This is a genomic window from Mesorhizobium sp. L2C066B000 (genome assembly GCF_000502335.1).
In the GTDB taxonomy this organism is placed as follows: Bacteria; Pseudomonadota; Alphaproteobacteria; order Rhizobiales; family Rhizobiaceae; genus Mesorhizobium.
This window is the reverse complement of sequence record NZ_AYWZ01000002.1, coordinates 270,583-292,049: the sequence shown is the minus strand read 5'-3', so window position 1 is coordinate 292,049 and position 21,467 is coordinate 270,583. Positions and strand designations below refer to the sequence as shown.

The 21,467-nt window shown below is 64.0% G+C and carries 24 protein-coding genes; 15 read left to right on the top strand and 9 right to left on the bottom strand.

Annotation, left to right across the window (positions count from 1 at the left end; translation table 11 throughout):
* Window positions 1-4: 4 nt before the first annotated feature.
* The 5 genes from X733_RS155760 (at window position 5) to leuC (ending at window position 4,235) form a co-directional block, all read left to right on the top strand.
* Window positions 5-805: a transporter substrate-binding domain-containing protein gene (locus X733_RS155760; RefSeq protein ID WP_023737994.1), complete on the top strand. Its 801-nt coding sequence runs from the start codon at window positions 5-7 to the stop codon at window positions 803-805.
* Window positions 806-1,047: 242 nt separating this feature from the next.
* Window positions 1,048-1,854, top strand: a complete 807-nt coding sequence (locus X733_RS155765; protein ID WP_023683878.1) for an amino acid ABC transporter permease — start codon at window positions 1,048-1,050, stop codon at window positions 1,852-1,854.
* Between the two features lie 58 nt (window positions 1,855-1,912).
* Window positions 1,913-2,548 (top strand): class I SAM-dependent methyltransferase, encoded by a 636-nt coding sequence (locus tag X733_RS155770; protein ID WP_023815323.1) that lies wholly within the window; start codon window positions 1,913-1,915, stop codon window positions 2,546-2,548.
* Window positions 2,545-2,754: a hypothetical protein gene (locus X733_RS1000000170155; RefSeq protein WP_196813720.1), complete on the top strand. Its 210-nt coding sequence runs from the start codon at window positions 2,545-2,547 to the stop codon at window positions 2,752-2,754. The genes X733_RS155770 and X733_RS1000000170155 overlap by 4 nt, the downstream gene beginning before the upstream one ends.
* 71 nt (window positions 2,755-2,825) lie before the next feature.
* On the top strand, window positions 2,826-4,235 hold the full coding sequence (gene leuC / locus X733_RS155775) for a 3-isopropylmalate dehydratase large subunit (RefSeq protein WP_023670518.1): 1,410 nt from the start codon (window positions 2,826-2,828) through the stop codon (window positions 4,233-4,235).
* A gap of 108 nt (window positions 4,236-4,343) precedes the next feature.
* On the opposite strand, the gene X733_RS155780 is transcribed toward leuC, so the two are convergent.
* Window positions 4,344-4,655, bottom strand: a complete 312-nt coding sequence (locus X733_RS155780; protein ID WP_023706723.1) for a hypothetical protein — start codon at window positions 4,653-4,655, stop codon at window positions 4,344-4,346.
* A 163-nt stretch (window positions 4,656-4,818) separates the two neighbouring features.
* Here X733_RS155780 and X733_RS155785 point away from each other — a divergent pair, with 163 nt between their 5' ends.
* Entirely contained in the window at window positions 4,819-6,015 is a 1,197-nt protein-coding gene (locus X733_RS155785; RefSeq protein ID WP_023698369.1) for a GGDEF domain-containing protein, read from the top strand.
* A 37-nt stretch (window positions 6,016-6,052) separates the two neighbouring features.
* Here X733_RS155785 and X733_RS155790 read toward each other — a convergent pair whose 3' ends face one another.
* Window positions 6,053-6,424 carry a hypothetical protein gene (locus X733_RS155790; RefSeq protein ID WP_023687709.1) on the bottom strand — a complete coding sequence of 124 codons (372 nt, stop codon included), beginning with the start codon at window positions 6,422-6,424 and terminating at the stop codon, window positions 6,053-6,055.
* Window positions 6,425-6,676: 252 nt separating this feature from the next.
* On the opposite strand from X733_RS155790, the gene X733_RS155795 reads away from it, so the two are divergent.
* The 7 genes from X733_RS155795 (at window position 6,677) to X733_RS155820 (ending at window position 12,298) form a co-directional block, all read left to right on the top strand.
* Complete coding sequence (locus tag X733_RS155795) at window positions 6,677-7,147, top strand: hypothetical protein (RefSeq protein WP_023709350.1); 471 nt, start codon at window positions 6,677-6,679, stop codon at window positions 7,145-7,147.
* A 240-nt stretch (window positions 7,148-7,387) separates the two neighbouring features.
* Window positions 7,388-7,807, top strand: a complete 420-nt coding sequence (gene sdhC, locus X733_RS155800) for a succinate dehydrogenase, cytochrome b556 subunit (protein WP_023683884.1) — start codon at window positions 7,388-7,390, stop codon at window positions 7,805-7,807.
* Window positions 7,807-8,205, top strand: a complete 399-nt coding sequence (sdhD, locus tag X733_RS155805; RefSeq protein WP_023683885.1) for a succinate dehydrogenase, hydrophobic membrane anchor protein — start codon at window positions 7,807-7,809, stop codon at window positions 8,203-8,205. The genes sdhC and sdhD overlap by 1 nt, the downstream gene beginning before the upstream one ends.
* Window position 8,206: 1 nt before the next feature.
* Window positions 8,207-10,036 carry a succinate dehydrogenase flavoprotein subunit gene (gene sdhA, locus X733_RS155810; RefSeq protein WP_023706721.1) on the top strand — a complete coding sequence of 610 codons (1,830 nt, stop codon included), beginning with the start codon at window positions 8,207-8,209 and terminating at the stop codon, window positions 10,034-10,036.
* Window positions 10,037-10,076: 40 nt separating this feature from the next.
* Window positions 10,077-10,856, top strand: a complete 780-nt coding sequence (locus X733_RS155815; RefSeq protein ID WP_023670510.1) for a succinate dehydrogenase iron-sulfur subunit — start codon at window positions 10,077-10,079, stop codon at window positions 10,854-10,856.
* Between the two features lie 65 nt (window positions 10,857-10,921).
* Complete coding sequence (locus X733_RS0134365) at window positions 10,922-11,659, top strand: nucleotidyltransferase domain-containing protein (protein ID WP_023706720.1); 738 nt, start codon at window positions 10,922-10,924, stop codon at window positions 11,657-11,659.
* Between the two features lie 6 nt (window positions 11,660-11,665).
* The gene (locus tag X733_RS155820; RefSeq protein ID WP_023708761.1) at window positions 11,666-12,298 is read left to right on the top strand and encodes a DUF480 domain-containing protein; all 633 of its coding nucleotides are present in this window, start codon (window positions 11,666-11,668) and stop codon (window positions 12,296-12,298) included.
* 205 nt (window positions 12,299-12,503) lie between these two features.
* Here X733_RS155820 and X733_RS155825 read toward each other — a convergent pair whose 3' ends face one another.
* Entirely contained in the window at window positions 12,504-12,929 is a 426-nt protein-coding gene (locus X733_RS155825; protein WP_023670508.1) for an OsmC family protein, read from the bottom strand.
* 219 nt (window positions 12,930-13,148) lie between these two features.
* On the opposite strand from X733_RS155825, the gene X733_RS155830 reads away from it, so the two are divergent.
* Together X733_RS155830 and X733_RS155835 are read left to right on the top strand one after the other, a co-directional pair.
* Window positions 13,149-13,364 (top strand): hypothetical protein, encoded by a 216-nt coding sequence (locus X733_RS155830; protein ID WP_023698372.1) that lies wholly within the window; start codon window positions 13,149-13,151, stop codon window positions 13,362-13,364.
* A complete protein-coding gene (locus tag X733_RS155835) occupies window positions 13,361-13,717 on the top strand; it encodes a YciI family protein (RefSeq protein WP_023698373.1) in 357 nt (118 codons plus the stop codon). Before X733_RS155830 ends, X733_RS155835 begins: the two co-directional genes overlap by 4 nt.
* A 12-nt stretch (window positions 13,718-13,729) precedes the next feature.
* Here the strand turns inward: X733_RS155835 and X733_RS155840 are convergent, their stop codons facing one another.
* The 6 genes from X733_RS155840 to X733_RS155865 form a co-directional block, all read right to left on the bottom strand.
* The gene (locus X733_RS155840) at window positions 13,730-15,334 is read right to left on the bottom strand and encodes a GMC family oxidoreductase N-terminal domain-containing protein (protein ID WP_023818316.1); all 1,605 of its coding nucleotides are present in this window, start codon (window positions 15,332-15,334) and stop codon (window positions 13,730-13,732) included.
* A complete protein-coding gene (locus X733_RS155845; protein WP_023818315.1) occupies window positions 15,331-16,869 on the bottom strand; it encodes an FGGY-family carbohydrate kinase in 1,539 nt (512 codons plus the stop codon). The genes X733_RS155840 and X733_RS155845 overlap by 4 nt, the downstream gene beginning before the upstream one ends.
* Window positions 16,862-17,704 (bottom strand): aldolase, encoded by an 843-nt coding sequence (locus tag X733_RS155850; protein WP_023818314.1) that lies wholly within the window; start codon window positions 17,702-17,704, stop codon window positions 16,862-16,864. The genes X733_RS155845 and X733_RS155850 overlap by 8 nt, the downstream gene beginning before the upstream one ends.
* Window positions 17,616-19,424: a glycerol-3-phosphate dehydrogenase/oxidase gene (locus X733_RS155855; RefSeq protein WP_023818313.1), complete on the bottom strand. Its 1,809-nt coding sequence runs from the start codon at window positions 19,422-19,424 to the stop codon at window positions 17,616-17,618. The genes X733_RS155850 and X733_RS155855 overlap by 89 nt, the downstream gene beginning before the upstream one ends.
* Window positions 19,425-19,501: 77 nt before the next feature.
* Window positions 19,502-20,497 carry an aldo/keto reductase gene (locus tag X733_RS155860; RefSeq protein ID WP_023818312.1) on the bottom strand — a complete coding sequence of 332 codons (996 nt, stop codon included), beginning with the start codon at window positions 20,495-20,497 and terminating at the stop codon, window positions 19,502-19,504.
* Window positions 20,487-21,467 (bottom strand): sugar-binding transcriptional regulator, encoded by a 981-nt coding sequence (locus tag X733_RS155865; RefSeq protein WP_023736785.1) that lies wholly within the window; start codon window positions 21,465-21,467, stop codon window positions 20,487-20,489. The genes X733_RS155860 and X733_RS155865 overlap by 11 nt, the downstream gene beginning before the upstream one ends.

Below are 21,467 nucleotides of genomic sequence, written 5' to 3'. Positions count from 1 at the left end.
TGTCATGACCAAATCGAAGCTGCTGCTGGCCGCCCTCGCGGCCTGTTTCCTCGCGCCCGTCGCTGCATGGGCGGCCGATGCGCTGCCCGATCTCGGCGGCAAGAAGGTCGTGGTGGTGACGGAAAACGCCTATCCGCCGCTGCAGTTCATCGACGCCAAGACCGGCAAGCAGATCGGCTGGGAGTATGACGCGATGGACGAAATCGCCAAGCGGCTGAACTTCAAGGTGGAGTACCAGAACACCTCCTGGGACGCGATGATCCAGGCGGTTTCCGACAACCAGTACAACATTGGCATGACCGGCATCACCATCAAGGACGACCGAAAGGAGAAGGTCGATTTCTCCGACCCCTATATGCGTTCGGAGCAGTTCATGCTGGTGCGCGCCGATGAAAGCCGCTTCACCGACGCCAAGACCTTCGCCGCCTTCAACGACGGGTTGATCGGCGCGCAGGCCGGAACGACGCCGTTCTACACCGCCGTCTACAGCGTGCTCGACGGCAATGAGCAGAACCCGCGCATCAAGCAGTTCGAGACCTTCGGCGCTTCGGTGCAGGCACTGAAATCCGGCGACGTCGATGTCGTCCTGACCGACGGCACCGCCGGCAAAGGCTATGTCGATGCCTCCGGCGGCAAGCTCAAGCTGATCGGCGGCCCGCTCGGCACCGAGGATTTTGGCTTCATCTTCCCGAAGGGCTCGGACCTGGTGAAGCCGGTCAACGCGGCGATCGCGGCGCTGAAGGCCGACGGCACGATCGAGGCGCTGAACAAGAAGTGGTTTCTCGACTACAAGATGGGGCAGTAGGCCGTCTTGGCGCGACGGCCGCTGACCCCCCTTGCGGGGGAGATGCCCGGCAGGGCAGAGGGGGGTGTGAAGGATCGCCTCCCTTTTGTTTTGAGCTTTTCCAAAGAGGCCAAAGGTTGTGACTGTAACCGTTTGACAGGTTGGAGGGACAGCACCCCCCTCTGTCCTGCCGGACATCTCCCCCGCAAGGGGGGAGATCGGCAGATCTTGCGAGCGCAGCTGTTCACCAGCGTTGGGCATTGATGCTCGCCTCAACCTCAAAACCCGATTTTCCCTGGTGGCTTGCCGCCGCGATCGCGCTCGCCGTCGTCGCTGCGCTCTCCATTGCCGCCAGCGATCTCTACGCCCAGGTTTTTGCCACCGTCGCCAAAGGCATCGGCATCACCATTCTTGTCACCGTGGTCGCCTTCGCGCTGGCTTCCGCCGTCGGGCTCGGCATTGCGCTGATGGGGTTGTCGGGGTCGCGTTGGCTCAAGCAGATCGCTCGTTTCTATGTCGAGATCATCCGCGGCGTGCCGATCCTGGTGCTGTTGTTCTGGATCGCCTTCGCCGGCGCGCCGGCCTTCGTGGCTGCGTGGAATGCGCTGACCGCGCCGCTGCAAAACGCCGGCTATCTCGGCGAGCTTTTGGTGCGCGACGTGTCGCTGTTGTGGCGTGCGATCATGGCGCTGACCATCGGTTATTCCGCCTTCATCTCCGAGGTCTTCCGCGCCGGCATCCAGTCAGTCGAGAAAGGCCAGATCGAGGCTGCCAAGGCGCTCGGGCTGACGCGCACGCAGCGCTTCCGGCTGATCGTCTTCCCACAGGCGATCCGCACCATCCTGCCGCCGCTCGGCAATGACTTCGTCGCCATGGTCAAGGATTCCTCGCTGGTCTCGGTGCTCGGCGTCGCCGACATCACGCAGATGGGCAAGATCTACGCCGCCGGCTCGTTCCGCTTCTTCGAGACCTATTCGATCGTCGCCTATATCTATCTCATCCTCACCGTCAGCCTGTCGCTGGCGCTGCGGGGGCTGGAGCAACGACTGCGGCGGGCGCAGCAGGAATAGAAGTCCGACGCGGGCACGGCTACGATCGCGGAGGACAGGATTCCGGAGGATGCAGGCGATGACGATCGACAAGGCCAATGCGGCGCTGGGTACCGTCTATTCGGCCGACACGCCGGAAGGGCTGGCCAAGGCCTATGCAGACTGGGCCGCGACCTATGACGGCGAGACCGCTTCGCTCGGCTATCTGCTGCCGTTCCTGATCACCGCCTGGGTGGCGCGCCATGTGAAGGTGGGTGAAGGCCCGCTGCTCGACGCCGGCTGCGGCACCGGCCTGTCAGGCCCGTCATTGAAGGCGCTGGGTTATCACGACATTGCCGGCCTCGACCTCTCCGACGACATGCTGAAGATCGCCGGCAGCCGCAATGCCTATGGCGATCTGAAGCAGGCCATGCTCGGCGGGCCGCTACCCTGGCCGGACGGGCATTTCCGCGCCTTCTTCTCGACTGGCGTGTTCACCATCGGCCATGCGCCGGCGTCCGGCCTGCACGAGCTTGTCCGCATCACCAGGAAAGGCGGCCACGCCATCTTCACCGTGCGCGACCAGGTTTTCGAAAGCGGCGGCTTCCAGGACGTGTTCGACGGGCTGGAGCGGGCCGGGAAATGGCGGCCGGCCGAGCAAAGCCCATGGTTCCGCTGCTATGCGATCGCCGAGCCGGACGCGCTGGTGAAGACTTTTGTGTTCGAGGTGCTTTGAGCGCCGCCCTCTTCGCCTTCTCTCACAAGGGGAGAAGCGAAAACACGCCGCAATTGCCGAAAAGCCAAAACATTGGTATGAGCCACGCCATGGAAGAGCTTTTTGGCGATCCGGCCTATAAGGGTTTCGTGCTGCAGGACAGAAAACGCCTGCCGTCGCGTTTCTCTTCGCGCATTTCCGGCGCGCTCACCAGCCGACTTAGCTAAGCCGCTTTCGCCGCGCCGAAGGCTTCGCGCGTCTGCCCTTCCCCTTTTTGCAAATCGACGGATTTACGCACATGAGCGCACCGCGCACCCTCTACGACAAGATTTTCGACGACCATGTCGTCGACCGCCAGGATGATGGCACCTGTCTGCTCTACATCGACCGCCATCTCGTCCATGAAGTGACCAGCCCGCAGGCCTTCGAAGGTCTGCGCATGACCGGCAGAAAAGTCCGGCATCCGGAAAAGACGCTGGCCGTGGTCGATCACAATGTCTCGACCTCGCCCGAGCGCAAGTTCGGCATCAAGAACGAGGAAAGCCGCATCCAGGTCGAGGCCTTGGCCAAGAACGCTAGGGATTTCGGCGTCGAATATTACTCCGAAAACGATATCCGCCAGGGCATCGTCCACATCATCGGGCCGGAGCAGGGCTTCACGCTGCCTGGCATGACCATTGTCTGCGGCGACAGCCACACCTCGACGCATGGCGCCTTCGGCGCATTGGCACATGGCATCGGCACCTCCGAGGTCGAGCATGTGCTGGCGACCCAGACGCTGATCCAGCGCAAGGCCAAGAACATGCTGGTGCGTGTCGATGGCCAGTTACCGGAAGGCGTCACCGCCAAGGACATCATCTTGGCCATCATCGGCGAGATCGGCACCGCCGGCGGCACCGGCTATGTCATCGAATATGCCGGCGAGGCGATCCGCGCGCTGTCGATGGAAGGCCGCATGACGATTTGCAACATGTCGATCGAGGGCGGCGCGCGCGCCGGCCTGATCGCGGCCGACGAAACCACCTTCGCCTATGTCAAGGGCAAGCCGCGCGCGCCGAAGGGCGCGTCGTGGGACGCCGCGCTCGAATACTGGAAGACGCTGCAGTCCGACGAGGGCGCGCATTTCGACAAGGTGATCGTGCTCGACGCGGCCAAGCTGCCGCCGATCGTCTCCTGGGGTTCCTCGCCCGAGGACGTCGTTTCGGTGCAGGGCGTCGTTCCCAATCCGGAAGAGATCACGGACGAGAACAAGCGGACGTCAAAGATCCGCGCGCTCGACTATATGGGGCTGACGCCGGGCACGAAGATCACCGACATCACGCTCGACCGCGTCTTCATCGGCTCCTGCACCAATGGCCGCATCGAGGATCTGCGTGCGGTGGCCAAGGTGGTCGAAGGCAAGACGGTGAGTGCGCATGTCGATGCGATGATCGTGCCGGGCTCCGGTCTGGTCAAGGAACAGGCGGAGGCCGAGGGTCTCGACAAGATCTTCATTGCCGCCGGTTTCGACTGGCGCGAGCCGGGCTGCTCGATGTGCCTGGCCATGAACGACGACCGGCTGAAGCCGCATGAGCGCTGCGCCTCGACCTCGAACCGCAATTTCGAAGGCCGGCAGGGCTTCAAGGGCCGCACCCATCTGGTATCGCCGGCAATGGCGGCGGCGGCGGCGATCGCCGGCCATTTCGTCGACATCCGCGACTGGAAATAGCGCAGACTGGTTCAAGCCTGATCTGAGCGTATGCAAAACCCCGAACGGCAAAACCGTTCGGGGTTTTGTTTAAAGCGCGCCGCTCTAAGACCCTTGGGGTATTATGCCCTAGCCGGCACGCCGGATGATTTCATGAAATTCCTCCCGGCTGCCGGGTTCGTCGGTCGCGACCACCAGCGCCAGTTCGCGCTCGTCGAAGATCTTGAACCACTCGTCCCATTCGACCAGCTCGTAGCCCCCTGCGTTGACCGGGCGTTCAGGCTGATCCTGGTCCTGATAGGCGTGCTGGCCGAAGACGAGCCTCAGCAACGGCTGCGTTCCGGTTTCGGGCGATACATCGACGATCGCCGGAAATCCGGCGCGCCCTGCGGCCCATGAGCGAATTGCTTCGTGATCGGTCAGCGTGATCGTGTCGGCCATGAACAACTTCTCCTTGATTGCTGTCAGGAAACGCCGGCCTCAGGTCCCGGTTCCGTGCACCAGCTTCATGAGTGGCGACTTGCATATTCGTCCCGGCTTAACCGCTTGTTGGGGCTTGCGCTCTAAGGTCTTCCCTGACGTCAAGCGGGGAAGTCACCGTCCTTTGGACACCGGCCTGTTCATAGCGCTGCTCAATCCGACGATCGCGCTGGCGCTCGGCGCGGCGTTCCTCGTGCTGTGGTTCTATCAGCGCCACCGGCCCTATCTGGCTGTGCTCGGCACGAGCTATTGCGTGTCCGCGCCCGGCTTCCTGCTGCAGTATTTCACGCTGCCCGGCGGCATGGTGCTGACCAAGCTGGTCTCCAACCTCTGCTTCACGCTCGCCGCCTGTTGCCTCGTCGGTGCGATCATCTCACGCTACGGCAGGCGCGTGCCCTATATCGCGATCGGCATTCTGGCGGGTGGCGGGATGGTGGCATTCTGCTGGTTCCTGTTCGTCCAGCCGGACTTGACTTGGCGCATCCTGTCGATCAATTTCGGCTTTGGCGGCCTCAGCCTGCTGGTCGCTGCCGAGCTGCGCGCCGTGCGCAAGAACGGCCCGACGGAAAAAATCCTGTTCGTGTTGTCGCTGCTGTCCGGGCTGAACTTCATCGGCCGCACGCTGCTCGTCGTCATCTCGCACGGGCCGTTCACCAGCTATGACGGGTTTTATGGCTCGTCCTACTGGACGACGGCGCTTTTGACGCACGCGCTGCTGTCGTTGCTGATCGCGCTCTGCCTGTTCTCGGCAGCTGCGCTCGACGTGATGAAGGCGCTGAAGACCGAGACGCACACCGATCCGCTGTCTGGCCTGCTCAACCGCAGGGGTTTCGAGGAGCGCGCCTTGCTGGTGCTGCAGCATTGCGCTGTTACCAAGGTGCCGGTCGCGCTGGTGCTGGCCGATCTCGATCACTTCAAGGCGCTCAACGACAAATACGGACATGCCGCGGGCGACCAGGTGATCGCCGACTTCGCCGCCAAGCTTCGCGCGGCCGCCGGCACGCGTGCGGTTGCCGGCCGCATCGGCGGCGAGGAGTTCGCTGTGCTTCTGTCGCTGAGCGATCTTGCCACGGCGCGGCTGTTTGCCGAAGCCGTGCGCACGCACTATTCGGCCGGCAGTGTCGACGGGTTGCCGCCGGGCACCAGGGTGACCGCGAGCTTCGGCGTCGCGGCGCGCACCGGCGACGAAGGGCTGGAGCCGCTGATGCGGCGCGCCGACGAAGCGCTCTACAAGGCCAAGAAGAACGGCCGCGACAGCGTGCGATTGTCCTATGAGCGGGCGGAAACGGTGTTCATCCCGGATACAGGCAGCGTCGGTTAGCGTCTCGCTTAAACGGCCTCTCGGCCGTGCCGGATCATCAGCGGCAAGGGCTGAGGTTGGGCATTTCGCCATCGGAGAGGCCGTACATATAGGAGCGGCCCTTCACGAACACCGGCGGCTGGTAGCAGCCACGCCTGGAGATGTGATCCGCCTCGTCTTCATAAAGGACTTCCGGTTCCGCTTCCGGCTGCCCGGCGCTGGTGTAGTCGGACAATTTCTTGGCCAGCCTGCCTTGGCCGACAATGATGCGCTTGTAGCCGGCGGCGCTGTCGATGACGAGATTGCCTAGGGAATCGGCATAGACGCGGTCATGATGGCGCGACCAGGCCATTGCCGGGGCGGCGAAGCCGAGACTGGCTGTCGCCAGCACAAGCGCCGCAAGGCGCGCTCTTCCTGAATTCGAAAGCATGGTGTCCTCTCTGCTGTGGACCCGATCGAATCGGAAATTAACCTTTTCTTAACCTTTGTTAAGAGGGCAGGCGCATCCGGCGGCGATCTCTCGCCAAACATGGTTAATATCCGACGGGATGGAAACCCGGGCGTCATCATTCGGCCATGCTTGCCCGCACCATCGGCCGCGACGCACACAACTACGCTGACGTCGGGTGAGCTTGATCTTGGTGGAACATCGCGGCTAGTTAGCCGCGCAGGAGGACAGCATATGGCGTTACGCCGGACGTTTCGGGTGACGCTGTTGTCGATCCCCTTGCTGACTGCCGCAGCCTGCGTGCCGCAGAACGGCGCGCCGACGGCGGTGAATACCGTACCACCCACTGTCGCGCCCGTGCCGGCTCAGCAGTCCGCCGCACCTGTGGCGCCCCCGGCTTCCGCAACGGCTCCGACAGCGCCTGCCGCACCTTCAGCCAAGATCGTCACCGACCTTACCGCGCCGCGGTCTGCTGTCGGCACGGCAACTTACAGATGCGGCAATGGCGGCATGATCACCATCCAGAACCTCGGCACGGCGTTGCGCGTTGTCAGGCCCGATGGCACGACCGAGGAGTTTGCCGCATCACCCGCCAACCAGTCCAGCCGCTACCAGGAAGCTGCGTCGCATGACGCAATCGTGATCGACGCGCGCGAGGCGCTGGTGATGAAGAGGGGCTCGACACCACAGACCTGCAAACGATAGCCTGGCGTCGATTGCAAAGGAAATGCCGCACTGCAGCGAACGGTGCGCTGGCTTTCGACGGTGGCCAAATCGATTGAAGCGAAACAGCAGCCTTTTGTCAGACTAAATGACGTTTTCAAAACGATTTTCCGGCTTTGACGCGGTGCAAAAAGAGCATTAGAAACCGGCTGTCTGAAGTCATATATCGAGGCGGTAAGTGCCGCTTTCCACCGCGGCTCCGGACATCGAACTGGGGCAGCCATGAGCAAATCACCAGCCACCCGAACCGCCAGACGTGAACGGCCGCTCTCGCCGCACCTGACGATTTACCGCCCACCGATCACCATGACGATGTCGATCATTCACCGCATCACTGGCGGGGCGCTGTATTTCGGCACGCTGCTGGTCGCCGCGTGGCTGATGGCGGCGGCGAGTTCGCAAGGCGCTTTCGATTGGATCAACTGGGCCTTCGGCACCTGGCTCGGCCGGCTCATCCTGTTCGGCTACACCTGGGCGCTGATGCACCACATGCTGGGCGGCGTGCGCCATCTCGTCTGGGACACCGGCGCCGGGCTGGAGAAACACACGGCATCGAAGATCGCCTGGGCGACGCTCGCCGGTTCCATCCTGCTCACGCTGCTGATCTGGGTCGCCGGCTACATGGCGCGGGGAACCTTGTGATGAGCGGCACGAACAACAACGATATGCGCACGCCGCTGGCCAAGGTCCGCGGTCTGGGCTCGGCCCGCGAAGGCACCGGGCATTTCTGGCGACAGCGGCTGACGGCCATTGCCAACATCCCGCTGATACTGTTCTTCGTCGGGTTCCTGATCGCGCTCAATGGCGCCGGCTTCGCCGAGGTGCGGGCGGCGCTCGCCAGTCCGTTCGTGGCGCTGGTGTTGGCGCTGGTGCTCGTTTCCGGTCTCACCCATATGCGTGTCGGCATGCAGGTCATTATCGAGGATTACGTGCATGCCGAAGGCATGAAGCTGGCGCTGATCGCACTCAGCACGTTTTTCACCATAGCGGTCGGCGTCGCCTCGATCTTCGCCCTGCTCAAACTGGCATTCGGAGGCTGATTTGGCCAAGGACGCGAAATCGGCCACCGGCTATACCTTTGTCGACCACAAGTTCGACGTGGTGGTCGTCGGCGCCGGCGGCGCCGGCCTGCGCGCCACGCTCGGCATGGCCGAGCAGGGCCTGCGCACGGCCTGCATCACCAAAGTGTTCCCGACCCGCTCGCACACGGTGGCGGCACAAGGCGGCATTGCCGCGTCGCTGTCCAACATGGGTCCGGACTCCTGGCAGTGGCACATGTACGACACCGTCAAGGGTTCGGACTGGCTGGGCGACGTCGACGCCATGGAATATCTGGTGCGCGAGGCACCGGCGGCGGTCTACGAGCTCGAGCATTACGGCGTGCCGTTCTCGCGCACCGAAGAGGGCAAGATCTACCAGCGGCCGTTCGGCGGACACATGATGAATTATGGCGACGGCCCGCCGGTGCAGCGCACCTGTGCTGCCGCCGACCGCACCGGTCACGCCATCCTGCACACGCTCTACGGCCAGTCGCTGAAGAACAATGCACAGTTCTTCATCGAGTATTTTGCGCTCGACCTGATCATGGAACCGGACGGCACCTGCACCGGCGTCGTCGCCTGGAACCTCGACGACGGCACCATCCATCGCTTCTCCGCCAAGATGGTGGTGCTGGCGACCGGCGGATATGGCCGCGCCTATTTCTCGGCGACGTCGGCGCACACCTGTACAGGCGACGGCGGCGGCATGGCGGCACGGGCCGGCTTCCCGCTGCAGGATATGGAGTTCGTGCAGTTTCATCCGACCGGCATCTACGGCGCCGGCTGCCTGATCACCGAAGGCGCGCGCGGCGAGGGCGGCTATCTCGTCAATTCCGAGGGCGAGCGCTTCATGGAGCGCTACGCGCCGTCGGCCAAGGACCTGGCGTCGCGCGACGTCGTCTCGCGTTGCATGACGCTGGAGATCCGCGAAGGCCGCGGGGTCGGCAAGAACAAGGACCATATTTTCCTGCATCTCGACCATCTCGATCCGGCCGTGCTGCATGAGCGGCTGCCGGGCATTTCGGAATCGGCCAGGATTTTCGCCGGCGTCGACCTGACCAAGGAGCCGATCCCGGTGCTGCCGACGGTGCACTACAATATGGGCGGCGTGCCGACCAATTACTGGGGCGAGGTGCTGAACCCGACGGTCGAGAATCCTGACCGGGTGTCACCCGGGCTGATGGCGGTCGGCGAGGCCGGCTGTGCCTCCGTGCACGGCGCCAACCGGCTGGGCTCGAACTCGCTGATCGATCTGGTGGTGTTCGGCCGCGCCGCCGCAATCCGCGCCGGCCAGGTCATCGACCGTAATTCGGCGATCCCTTCGCCCAACGAAGCCTCGGTCGAAAAGATCATGGACCGCTTCGACCGGCTGCGCCACGCCAATGGCTCGACGCCAACCGCTGTTCTGCGTGAGAAAATGCAGAAGGCGATGCAGGAAGACGCCGCCGTGTTCCGCACACAGGAGTCGCTCGAAAACGGCTGCAAGCGCATTTCGCAGATATGGACCGAGCTCAAGGACCTGAAAGTCTCCGACCGCTCGATGATCTGGAATTCCGACCTGGTCGAGACGCTGGAGCTGGAAAATCTGATGGCCAACGCCATCACCACGGTCTACGGCGCCGAGGCGCGCAAGGAGAGCCGCGGCGCGCATGCGCGCGAAGATTTTTCGGCCCGAGACGACATTATCTGGCGCAAGCATACGCTGGCTCGGCTAAGCGAGGACGGCCAGGTGAGCCTCAGCTATCGTCCCGTGCACACCGAGCCGCTGGTGGCGGAAAAGGACGGCGGCATCAGCCTTGCCAAGATCGCGCCGAAGGCCAGGGTGTACTGACCATGGTGCCGAAGCCCGTCATCCGAAAGGACCAGAGGTAATGGTCGAACTAACGCTTCCCAAGAACTCCAAGGTGCAGCCGGGCAAGACCTGGCCGAAGCCGGAGGGCGCCACCAACCTGCGGGAATACCGCATCTACCGCTGGTCGCCCGACGATGACGAGAACCCGCGCATCGACACCTATTTCGTCGACATGGACGATTGTGGGCCGATGGTGCTCGATGCGCTGCTCTGGATCAAGAACAAGATCGACCCGACGCTGGCGTTGCGCCGCTCCTGCCGCGAAGGCATTTGCGGCTCCTGCGCCATGAACATCGATGGCTCCAACACGCTGGCCTGCACCAAGGGCTGCGACGACATTTCCGGCGCCGTCAAAGTCTACCCGCTGCCGCATATGCAGGTGGTCAAGGACCTGGTGCCCGACCTCACCAATTTCTACGCCCAGCACGCCTCGATCCAGCCATGGCTGAAGACAGTGTCGCCAGAGCCAGCCAAGGAATGGCTGCAGAGCCATGAGGACCGCGAAAAGCTCGACGGGCTCTACGAGTGCATCCTATGCGCCTGCTGCTCGACCTCGTGCCCGAGCTATTGGTGGAACGGCGACCGCTATCTCGGCCCGGCGACGCTGCTGCAGGCCTATCGCTGGCTGATCGACAGCCGCGACGAAGCCACGGGCGAACGGCTCGACGATCTCGAAGACCCGTTCCGGCTCTACCGCTGCCACACCATCATGAACTGCGCCCAGACCTGCCCGAAGGGGCTCAACCCGGCCAAGGCGATTGCCGAGATCAAGAAGATGATGGTGGAGCGCAGAGTCTGACGCCGTCGCTACCCGCCGACTTTTCGCCGGACGCCGTCGCGGCGCTGCGCGCCCGCCTCGATCTGGTGCGAAGCCAGCCTGTAAAAATCCTGTTTGCCATCGAAAGCGGCAGCCGCGCCTGGGGGTTTCCGTCTCCCGACAGCGATTATGACTGCCGCTTTGTCTATATCAGACCGGTAACCGATCACCTCGTGCTGCAGCAGGCGCGCGATGTGATCGAGTTTCCGATCGAAGGCGAGATCGATGCCGGCGGCTGGGATCTGCGCAAGGCGTTGCTGCTGGCGCTTGGCGGCAATGCCGTCATAGTCGAATGGGCGAAGTCGCCGATCGTCTATGAGGAGGTTTCGGGGTTTCGCCAGCGCCTTCTCGATTTGCTGGCCGAGATCGTCGATCCGGCGAAGGTATCGCACCACTATCTCGGCCTTGCGCGTTCGCATGTCGCCAAGATCGGCAGTTTCTCCGGCGAGGTGAAGCTGAAGAAGCTGTTCTATCTGATCCGCCCGCTCGTGGCGCTCGACTGGATGGAACAGCGCGGCTTTGCCAGCCTGCCGCCGATGAACCTTGGCGAATGCCTCGATCAGACCGAGATACCGGCTCAAGCCAGCGACGAAATCCGCGGCCTGATCGAGCGCAAAAGCCGGACGCGGGAGATGGGTCTCGGGCCTCATCCCGACCGCAATCGCGCGCTATCTCGAAGCCCGCTATGGTCACCACGAAATGAACCTAGTCGGCCCCGTCAGGGACAAAGCCGGCCAAGCGCGCAAACATGCCCTTGCAACCGAATTTTACCGCCGGGAGGCTGAACTTCAATGAGCGATGACCTTCCCATTCTCAATCCCGTCGAAGCCCGTGTGCTCGGCTGCCTGATCGAGAAGAGGGAGCTGACGCCGGATGTCTATCCGCTGACGCTGAATGCAGCACTTGCAGCCGCCAACCAGAAGACGGCGCGCGAGCCTGTCATGGCGCTGGAGCAGACGGAGGTGCATCGGACTCTCAAGCTGCTCGAGCAGAAGGGGCTGGTGCGTCAGATGTTCGGCTCGCGCGTCGAGCGCTATGAGCATCAGATGGCGCAGCGCTTCTCGCTGACCACGCCGCAGACCGCGGTGATCGGCCTGCTTTTGCTGCGCGGGCCGCAGACGGCGCATGAGTTGCTGGCGCGAGCTGAGCGCATGGCGCGGTTTTCGTCCGTCGAGGACCTGCGTGGCGAACTCGACATGCTGATCGGCCGCCGCCCGCCGCTCGTCCAGGAAATACCGCGCGGGCCGGGGCAGCGCGAGGACCGTTTTATGCATCTGCTCGCAGGACCGGTGGACGTCGCGGCGTTATCGGTGCAGCGGAGCGCGCCGGCCTTGCCTGCTTCCGACCTGGAAGCGAGATTGGAGGCTCTGGAGCAGGAAGTCGTAGCCCTTCGCGCCCGGCTTGATGCGCTGGGCGCCCAATAGTATCCGAGACGTCGGCGGGACAGCACCCCCTCTGGCCTGCCGGCCATCTCCCCCTCAAGTGGGGAGATCAGATGTCACGCCGGCCTTCGCCAATTACGAACGTCGAAAGAAGAGTGCCAGCTACCGAGCTTCCAATTTCCCCGGGAGATGCCCGGCAGGGCAGAGGGGGGCGCGAAGAATCGCTACCCCGGGCAAAATCGGCGGATCACCCCAGTTTCGCGTCGAGCGACACTTTGATGGCGCCGAGCGCCTTCGAAACCGGGCATTCGGCCTTGGCCTTCTCGGCCAATTCCTTGAACTTCGCCGCATCGATGCCCGGTACCTTGCCGATCAGGGTGATGGCGCTGCCGGTGATGCCGGTGCCGGGGACCAGCGTCACCACCGCCTTGGCGTCGAGCTCGGTGGCGGGCGTGCCGTTCTCGGCCAGGAAATGCGACAGCTGCATGGCGTAGCATCCGGCGTGTGCCGCCGCGATTAACTCTTCGGGATTGGTGCCGGATTTGCCGCTCTCGTCCTCGAAGCGAGCCTTGAACGAATAGGGCGTGCCCTTCAAGGTGCCGCTCTGGCTGTCGAGCGTGCCCGTGCCCTCCTTCAGATTGCCTTTCCAGACGGCGTTTGCGGTACGGTCCATAGAATTCTCCTTGATTACAGCGACAGCGCCGGCCACGCGGCGTTCCCTCCAACTATAGCGCGGCGGCAGGGGAAGACCACCGCGCTGTTTCGGCCGGATGCGACGCCGGCGTGCCCTGCAAATTTTTCTGAAAAAATGTGCGTGCAAAAATGTCGACTTGCATCGGCGCCGGCCGTCCTGCGAGCGTCCACGGATTCTCGTGGCGGATGGAGATCCAAGATGAACAATCTGTTTTCTGCCCATTGGAACGACGCCGACAAAAGCGCGCGTCTACACGAGATCGAGTGCTCGCGACCTTCCGGCTTCGGCCGGCTGCTTGCTGCGGTCGCCGTGATCGGCATTGCGGTCTGCGTGCTCGACCACGCTGCTGCCGGCAAGGATGCCGCCGGCGCCGTGATCACCTATGGTTCGTCACAGCAAGGGAGCTGGAAATGAAATATGTCTGTCTGGTCTACGGCGAGGAAAAGGACCTCCATGCCATGACGCCTGAGCGTCTGGCCAAGCTCGACGCCGATTCGATGGCCTATGACCGGTCATTGGACCAGCAAGGCAAGCTGATCATCGCGCAGGCGCTGCAATCGGTGAAGACGTCGAAGACGGTGCGGCGGCGCCAAGGCAAGCGGCTGATCACTGACGGTCCGTTTGCCGAAACCAAGGAGCAGTTGCTTGGTTTCGTCATGATCGAAGCCGACACTCTCGACAAGGCGCTGGAGATCGCCGGCAAAATTCCGCTGGCTGAAATCGGCACCGTCGAAGTCAGGGCGATCTACGACGTGCCGGGGTCATAGGCGGCGGCGACGTCATGCAGGCCGGCGGATCATATCCGCCGCCTTCTCGGCGATCATCACCACTGGCGAGGCGGTGTTGCCGGAGACGATGCGCGGCATGATCGACGCGTCGATGATCCGCAGCCCCTCGATACCGGTCACGCGCAGGTCCGGGCTGACGACGGCGCGGCCGTCGACACCCATCCTACAGGTGCCGACCGGGTGGAAGATGGTCGTCGCGATCGAGCCGATCTGGTGCAGCAGGTCCTCGTCCGACTGGTGGGCGAGACCAGGCAGGATTTCTTCCGGATGGAAGCCGGCAAGAGCCTTGGCGGTCATGATGCTGCGCGCCTGGCGCACCGAACGCAGCGCGATCTCGCGGTCGCGCGCCGTAGAGAGGTAGTTCAGCCGGATCTCCGGCTGCACGGCCAGCTCGCGCGTCGTAGCGTGCACCGAGCCGACGCTCTCGGGCCGCAGATTGCAGACCGACATGGTGATTGCCGGGAACGGGTGCAGCGGGTCGCCCAGCCGGTCGGTAGACAAGGGCTGGACGTGGTACTCCAGGTCCGGCGTCGCCATCGACGGATCGGATTTCGAGAACATGCCGAACTGGCTCGGCGCCATCGACATCGGTCCCGAGCGGCCAAAGGCATATTGCAGCGCGATCTTCGCCTTGCCGCTCAGGCTGTTGGCTAGCGTGTTGAGCGTCAGCGCCGACGACACTTTGTAGACAGTGCGGATCTGCAGATGGTCCTGAAGGTTCTCGCCGACATCGGGGCTGGCGTGAACCACATCGATGCCGAGCGCGGCGAGGCGATCCGGCTCGCCGACCCCGGAAAGCTCCAGCAGTTTCGGCGTGTTGATCGAGCCGGCGGTCAGCAGCACCTCGCTGGCCTTTGCCTCGATGGCTTGGCCGCCGGCGCGGTAGCGGACGCCGATAGCACGCTTGCCCTCGAACAGCACCGTCTCTACATGCGCGTTGACGACCAGCCGAAGGTTGGGCCGCCGCAGCGCCGGGCGCAGGAATGCTTTGGCCGTGTTCCAGCGCACGCCCTTGCTCTGGTTTACTTCGAAGAAACCCGACCCCTCATTGTCGCCGTCATTGAAATCCTCGCGCGGCATGATGCCGAATTCCTTGGCCGCCTCCTGCACCGTGTTCAGGATCGGCCAGGCCAGGCGTTGCCGCGCCACTTTCCATTCGCCGCCGGAGCCATGCAGCTTGGTCTTGCCGCCATGATGGTCCTCGGATTTGAGGAAGTAGGGCAGCACATCGTCCCAGCCCCAGCCGACATTGCCCATCTGCCGCCAGCCATCGTAGTCCGCCGCCTGGCCGCGCATGTAGATCATGCCGTTGACCGAGGTGCAGCCGCCCAGCACCTTGCCGCGGGGATAGACCAGCGAGCGGCCGTTCAGGCCGGCTTCGGGGGCAGTCTTCATCATCCAGTCGGTGCGCGGATTGCCGATGCAATAGAGATAGCCGACCGGGATATGCACCCAGTGATAATTGTCGCTGCCGCCGGCCTCAAGCAGCAGCACGCGCGTCGCCGGGTTTTCGCTCAGCCGATTGGCCAGCACGCAGCCCGCCGTGCCTGCGCCGACGATGATGTAGTCGTAGTCGCCATCGAGCCGTTGGGTCATTGCGGTGGTTTACTCGGCGGTGTTCTACTCGGTTCTGCCGCCTGTTCGGCCCAGAACGATCGCAGCGTATCGGCAAGGCCGCAATAGGCGCGATAACGCCTGTTGTAATGGTCCTGCATGGCCGGGTTCGGACGGTAGGTGGCGCTTGACCGGGTCATGGCGTCAACGCCGGCCTCGTAGTCGGCGAACAGGCCGGCCGCGACCCCGGCGCCGATTGCCGCGCCAAGCGCGCCGGTCTCGCGCGCTTCGGGGACGGTGATCGGCACGCCAAGCCCGTCGGCGAAGATCTGCGGCCAGTGTTCGCTGCGCGAGCCGCCGCCGGATAGCACGGCTCTGTCGAAGCCGACGCCGGCTTTTTTCAAGACTTCGATGTGGCGCCGGTGCTCGAACATCACGCCCTCGAACAATGCGCGCAACAAATGGCCTTCCCCGTGCCAGCCGGCGAGGCCGTAGAAGCCGGCGCGAAACTCCGCCCCTTGCCCGGAGCCGTAGAGAAACGGGTGGAACATCGGATCGTCCCAGGCCGGCGTCACCGCGCCGACAGCCGCATTGCAGTGGCCGAACGGATCGTCATGATGGGCACCGCGCTCGACGAATTCGCGTACATACCATTCGAGATTGGCGGCCGATGTGGCGCTGGATTCAATGTTGACGAAGCGGCCGGGACCGAAGCGCGCCACCATGAAAACATCTGGGTCGGCAACCGGCGCGATGGAGAAGACCTGATTGACGGACCATGTGCCGGCGATAACAGAGGCTTCGCCGGGGCGCACGACGCCCGCCCCCATGGCGCTGGCGACGACGTCGAAATAGCCTGCGATGACCGGCATGCCTTCCGCCAGTCCGGTCTCTTCAGCCGCTTGCGCGGTGACCGCCCCGGCAATGTCGGCGCTGTCGAGCAATCGAGGCAGTTTGGCCTGTGCGTCCTCGATGCCGTAGAGCGCGAGAAGCTCGGAATCATAGACGCCTTCGGGCATGCGGACGAGGCCGCAACCGGACATGTCGGAGACATCGCTGACACGCTCGCCCGTCAAGCGGAAAGTGATGAAATCCTTGCACAGCATCGCCGTGCCGGTTGCGGCATAAAGGTCGGGCGCATGCTGCTTGACCCAGGCCAGCAAGGTCGGCGTCTGCGCCGGCCACGGCTTTTGCAGGCAGATGGCGTGCAGTGCCTCGGCATTGCGCGACGCCAGGGACGCCGCCATGCCGGCGGCGCGGGTGTCGAGCGACTGGATGCCGATCAGCGGTTCGCCGGCACGGTCGACCAGATAAAGGCCGTTGCCATGGCCGGCGCAGCCGACGGCGGCGATTCCGCGAGCATCGATGCCGGCCTGCGCAATGCAGGCGCGTATGGCGTCGCGCGCAGCGGCCCACATGCCGCCGAGGTCGCGCTCGACATAGCCCGGCTGCGGCGTGTGCGAACGGCCGGCGACCGCATGCATGGCGAGCTGCCGTCCCGTATGATCGAACAGCACCGCCTTGATGATGGTGTTGCCGGCGTCGAGGCCGAGCAGATAGGCGGCTTGATCAGCCATTGTTGTAGATGTCCCAAGCCTCTTCGCCGCCGGCGTGGTTGTGGATCATCGCCATCAAAGCACTCACTACCGCCTTCGGATTGGCATGCTGATAGATGTTGCGGCCATAGACCAGCCCCTTGGCGCCTTGTCCGAGCAGGGCTGACGATTTTGCCAGCACCGTCTTGAGATCGTCCTTGCCGCCGCCACGCACCAGCACCGGCACGCGTGCCGCCTCGACGACGCGGTGGAAATCTTCCGCGTGCTCGGTCGGGTCGGCCTTGATGATGTCGGCGCCCATTTCGGCGGCGAGCCGCACCAGCGTCACGATCCTTTCCGCATCGCCGTCGACCTGGTAGCCGCCCCTGATATCGTTGGGCAGCATGACCAGCGGCTCGATCATCAACGGCATGCCGTAGCGATGGCAGGCGGCGCGGACCTTGCTGATGTTTTCGACGCATTGGCGAAACAGTTCCGGCTCGTCGGGCAGCATGAACAGATTGACGACGACGCAGGCGGCATCCATTTCCAGCGCGCCGATGATCGGCTCGTCATGGTTCTGCAGCATCGACCACATCACCCGGTGGCGCTGTGCATTGTAAGGGTTGCCCATGTCGATGCGCATGACAAGCGCTGGCTTGTCCTTGTCCGGCCGCGATTGCAGCAGATCGGCCTGGCCATAGGCGAGCTGCAACGCGTCGGGTCCTGCTGCGATCAGCGTGCCGATGACACGTGGCATGTCCTCCAGGCCAGCGAGAAACCCCGGTTCATTGCAGACGCCGTGATCGAGCGCCACGTCGAGGCAATTGCCGTTGGTGAACATCCGGTTCATCCGGGCCTTGGCGCTGACTTTCATGTTCTGCTCCTGGGATCGTGCGTTGCTCGAGCATCTCTTGCGAGACGCCATGATAGGTGCCGAGTTCGACAACGAGGCTTTTTACCGCGTCGCCCCGATAGCGGCGGTTCCAGCTGCGTTCGGCAGCCAGTGCATCGGCAATGCGCTCGATCATCGCCATCGAAATGTCGCCGCAAATGGCAAGCGAGGTGCGACGCAGGACAAGGTCTGACAGGCTGGTCACGAACTCATGCCTGATGAGGTAGACGATCTCGGCAGCCGTGGTCTCGGTCCTGTCGTCGAGCCTGATATCGTCGGGACGTCCGAGGCAGAACAGGATGATGTCGCGCGCGCCGCTGCCGTAGTGATCGACGAGGTACGCGGCGCGGTCGGTGCTGATCGCGAACTCAGCGGCGAGATCGGCTGCCATCGATGCCGGATCTGCGGGGAAACCGAGGCCGCCGCCTATCGGCAGCGCCAGCGTGCCGCGAATGCGCTCGCGGCCAAGCTCGGCCAGCACTTCGTCGGCCGCCTGTTCGGCGAAGGCGCGGAAGGTCGTCCACTTGCCGCCGATCATGCAGAATTGCGGGATGCCGCCGGCTATGCGATGCACGGAATGGCCGCGCGATATCCTGCCGGTGAAGGCATGGTCGCTCTTCGGCAGCGGCCGGATGCCGCTATAGGTGAAGACGACGTCGGCGGCACGGACCGGAATGGACGGGAATACCAACCGCGCCGCCGCCAATATGTAGTCGGTCTCGGCCGGTTCGCAGCGCACGCGCCCGGCTTCGCTGACGCGGATATCCGTCGAGCCGACCAGCACCTTGCCGAGATAGGGAAACATGATGCAGACGCGACCGTCGGCATTCTCGAAGAAAATCATGTGACCGCCGAGCGCACGGTGGAGCGGCTCGTTGTCGAGGATGAGGTGCGAGCCCTTGGTGCCCTCGACCAGGGGCGCCGCAGGCCTGTCGGAGGCGTCGAGCCGGGCGATCGCCGAATCGAGCCAGGCGCCTGTCGCATTGACGATCGCCTTGACGGTCACGGCGAAACGTTCTCCGCCAGCCGTGTCGATGAGTTCGAAGGCCGACCCTACCCGCGCAATCTCGGCGCGGTTCAGCGCGAGGCTGTCGGGCGCCAGGCGTGCGGTATCGAGCAGCAATTCGATGCCGAGCCGTTCGGGATAGCTTATCCATGCGTCGTAGTAGGTCGCGGAAAAACGAAGGTTGGGATCGAGCGCCGGCCATTGCGCGAAGGTCGCCCTGGCGCCACGGAAACTGTGGCGCGGCAGCACCCGGCGCTTGCGCGTCGTCCAGTCGTAGAGCGCGAGGCCTGCCTTGATCGCCAGCGCGCCACGGCTGGAAGGCGTTTCCGAAAAGCCGAGAAAGCCTGCCGCGCCGTTCATCAGCCCGGAGAAGACGGAGCGGATCGGAATTGTCGTCGGCAGCGGCCGCACCATATGCGGCGCATTGGCCAGCAGCGCGTCGCGTTCGCGCAGCGATTCCTGCACCAGGCCGAACTCGCCATTCTCGAGATAGCGCAGGCCGCCATGGATCATGCGCGAGGGTGCCGCACTGCAGCCCGAACAGAAATCGTTGCGTTCGACCAGCAGAACTCGGAGACCCTGCAGCGCCAGTTCGCGGAAAACGCCGATGCCGTTTATGCCGCCGCCCATGACAACGACATCGAACGCGCCGTTGCGGCGGATCGTGTCGAGGATGACGGTTCTCTGATCAGGCATGGCTTTGCCGGGCAAGGTTGGGCCGTTCTGCCGTCCGGTGGACGGCAGCTCAACTTGGTTCGGGTTACTGGTGGCGGTCAGGCGTCGAGATTGGTCAGATGGCGGCTGGCGGCCTCACTGATCTGGTTGATCTCCTGTCCCGACAATTTGATGCGGCCGGCCTGCGCGTTTTCCCTGGCTTGCTGCGGGCTGCGCGCGCCGCAGAGTGAGAAGGTGATGCCGGGCTGCTGCAGCGTCCAGGCGATGACCACCTGCGCCTCGCTGGCGCCGTGCGCCTCGGCACTCGGCTTGATCGCTTCCATCAGCGCTGCCACCTTGCGGCGGTTGGGCTGCGAGAAGCGCGGATTGTCCTTGCGCTGGTCGTCGCCGGTAAAGACGCGGTCGGGACCGATCTTGCCCGAGAGCAGACCGAGCGCCAGCGACGAATAGCTGAGCACCGACACGTTGTTCCCGGCGCAGAAGGGCAAGAGATCCTGTTCCATGTCACGCGCAACCATGCTGTATTCCTGCTGGACCGCATCGAGTTGGCCGGCCGCGAGATAGGCCTTCACATCGGCGACGCTGACATTGCTGGCGCCGATGGAGCGGATCTTGCCCTGGGTTTTCAGCCGGTCGAGCGCTTCCATCGTTTCAGCGACCGGCGTGGTCGGATCCTGCCAGTGGGTGATGTAGTGGTCGATATGGTCGGTGCCGAGGCGGCGCAGGCTCTGCTCGACTTCGTAGACGACAGAGTCGGCACCGAGATAGCGATGCACCGGCGCGCCGTCATAGTCGAAGAAGTGGTTGCCCTTCTTGGTATGCCAGATCAGCCCAAGCTTGGTGGCGAGCACGACCTTGTCGCGGCGGCCCTTGATCGCCTTGCCGACGATTTCCTCGGACAGCCCCTTGCCGTAGGCCGGCGCGGTGTCGATCAGCGAAATGCCTTCATCGATCGAGGCGCGGATGGTGTCGATGGATTGCGCCTCGTCGGTACCGCCCCACATCCAGCCGCCAATGGCCCAGGTGCCAAGGCCGATTGCGGAGGCGGATATTCCCGACGCGCCAATGGTGCGCGTCAACATTTCAGGCGACATTGCGTATGCTCCCCGCATTGCTCAGGACTGCATTGGCCGTCTCTTCGTCGACGACCAGTGATTTGAGATAGTTGCCGCGAAGCGCTGCGCGGATCGGCCAGACCTTTTCGGCGCCGCTAGCGACGCCCATCACCGACCGGCAACGACCGAGCTCCGAAGGCGCCAGCGCCACCAGGCGGTCGTTGGGCGGATAGTCGGCCAGCGTGCCGTCGTCGCGGATCAGATGCGCAAGGAACTCGCCGACTGCGCCGCTGGCGGCGAGTTTTTCGCGGTCGGGATCGAGGCCCGGGTGGAGGTCGTAATAGCTCGACCCCGGCGTCTGGATCGAGCCGACGCCGACCAGCGCGATCGCCGCCTTGCGCGCCAGATCGAAGATTTCGCGCACCGAGGCCATGTCCAGCAGGAGATCGCGCTGCTCGCGGCTTTCGGCAAAGAGCGGCGCATGCAAGAGCATGCTGGTGCCGCCGAGGCGTTCGGCCAGCCGCGTCGCCAGATGGTTGACGTCGGTATAGTGCTTGCCCTGGACGCCGCCGGTCAGCGGCACGACGGTGACGTCGAAGGCGCGCTCGGGCTGCAGGTTTTCGACCAGCGCGCTGATCGCCTTGCCGCCGGTAATGGCGATGACGTCGCCGTCGCGCAAAGTCTCGAGCAACTGGTTGGCCGCCGCGCGCCCCACCTGCTGCAGCGTGCTGTCGGGACTGCCGGCCACGGTCGGCGTCACGATCGCGGCTGCCAGTTGCGCGACCTCGATCAGCTGCTTTTCGATGTCGACGAGGCGCTGGAACGGGCTCTCGACCGCGATCCTCAGCATGCCGAGCTTGCGCCCTTGCGCGATCAGCCGATTGACTTTCGACGCCGAAAGGTTGAGCGCCGCCGCAATGTCGTTCTGCTTCATGCCGTCGACGAAGTGCAGCACCAGAACGGTGTGGATCTGCCGGATCGCCTCGAAATCTTCCCTGCCGTCCGCCAT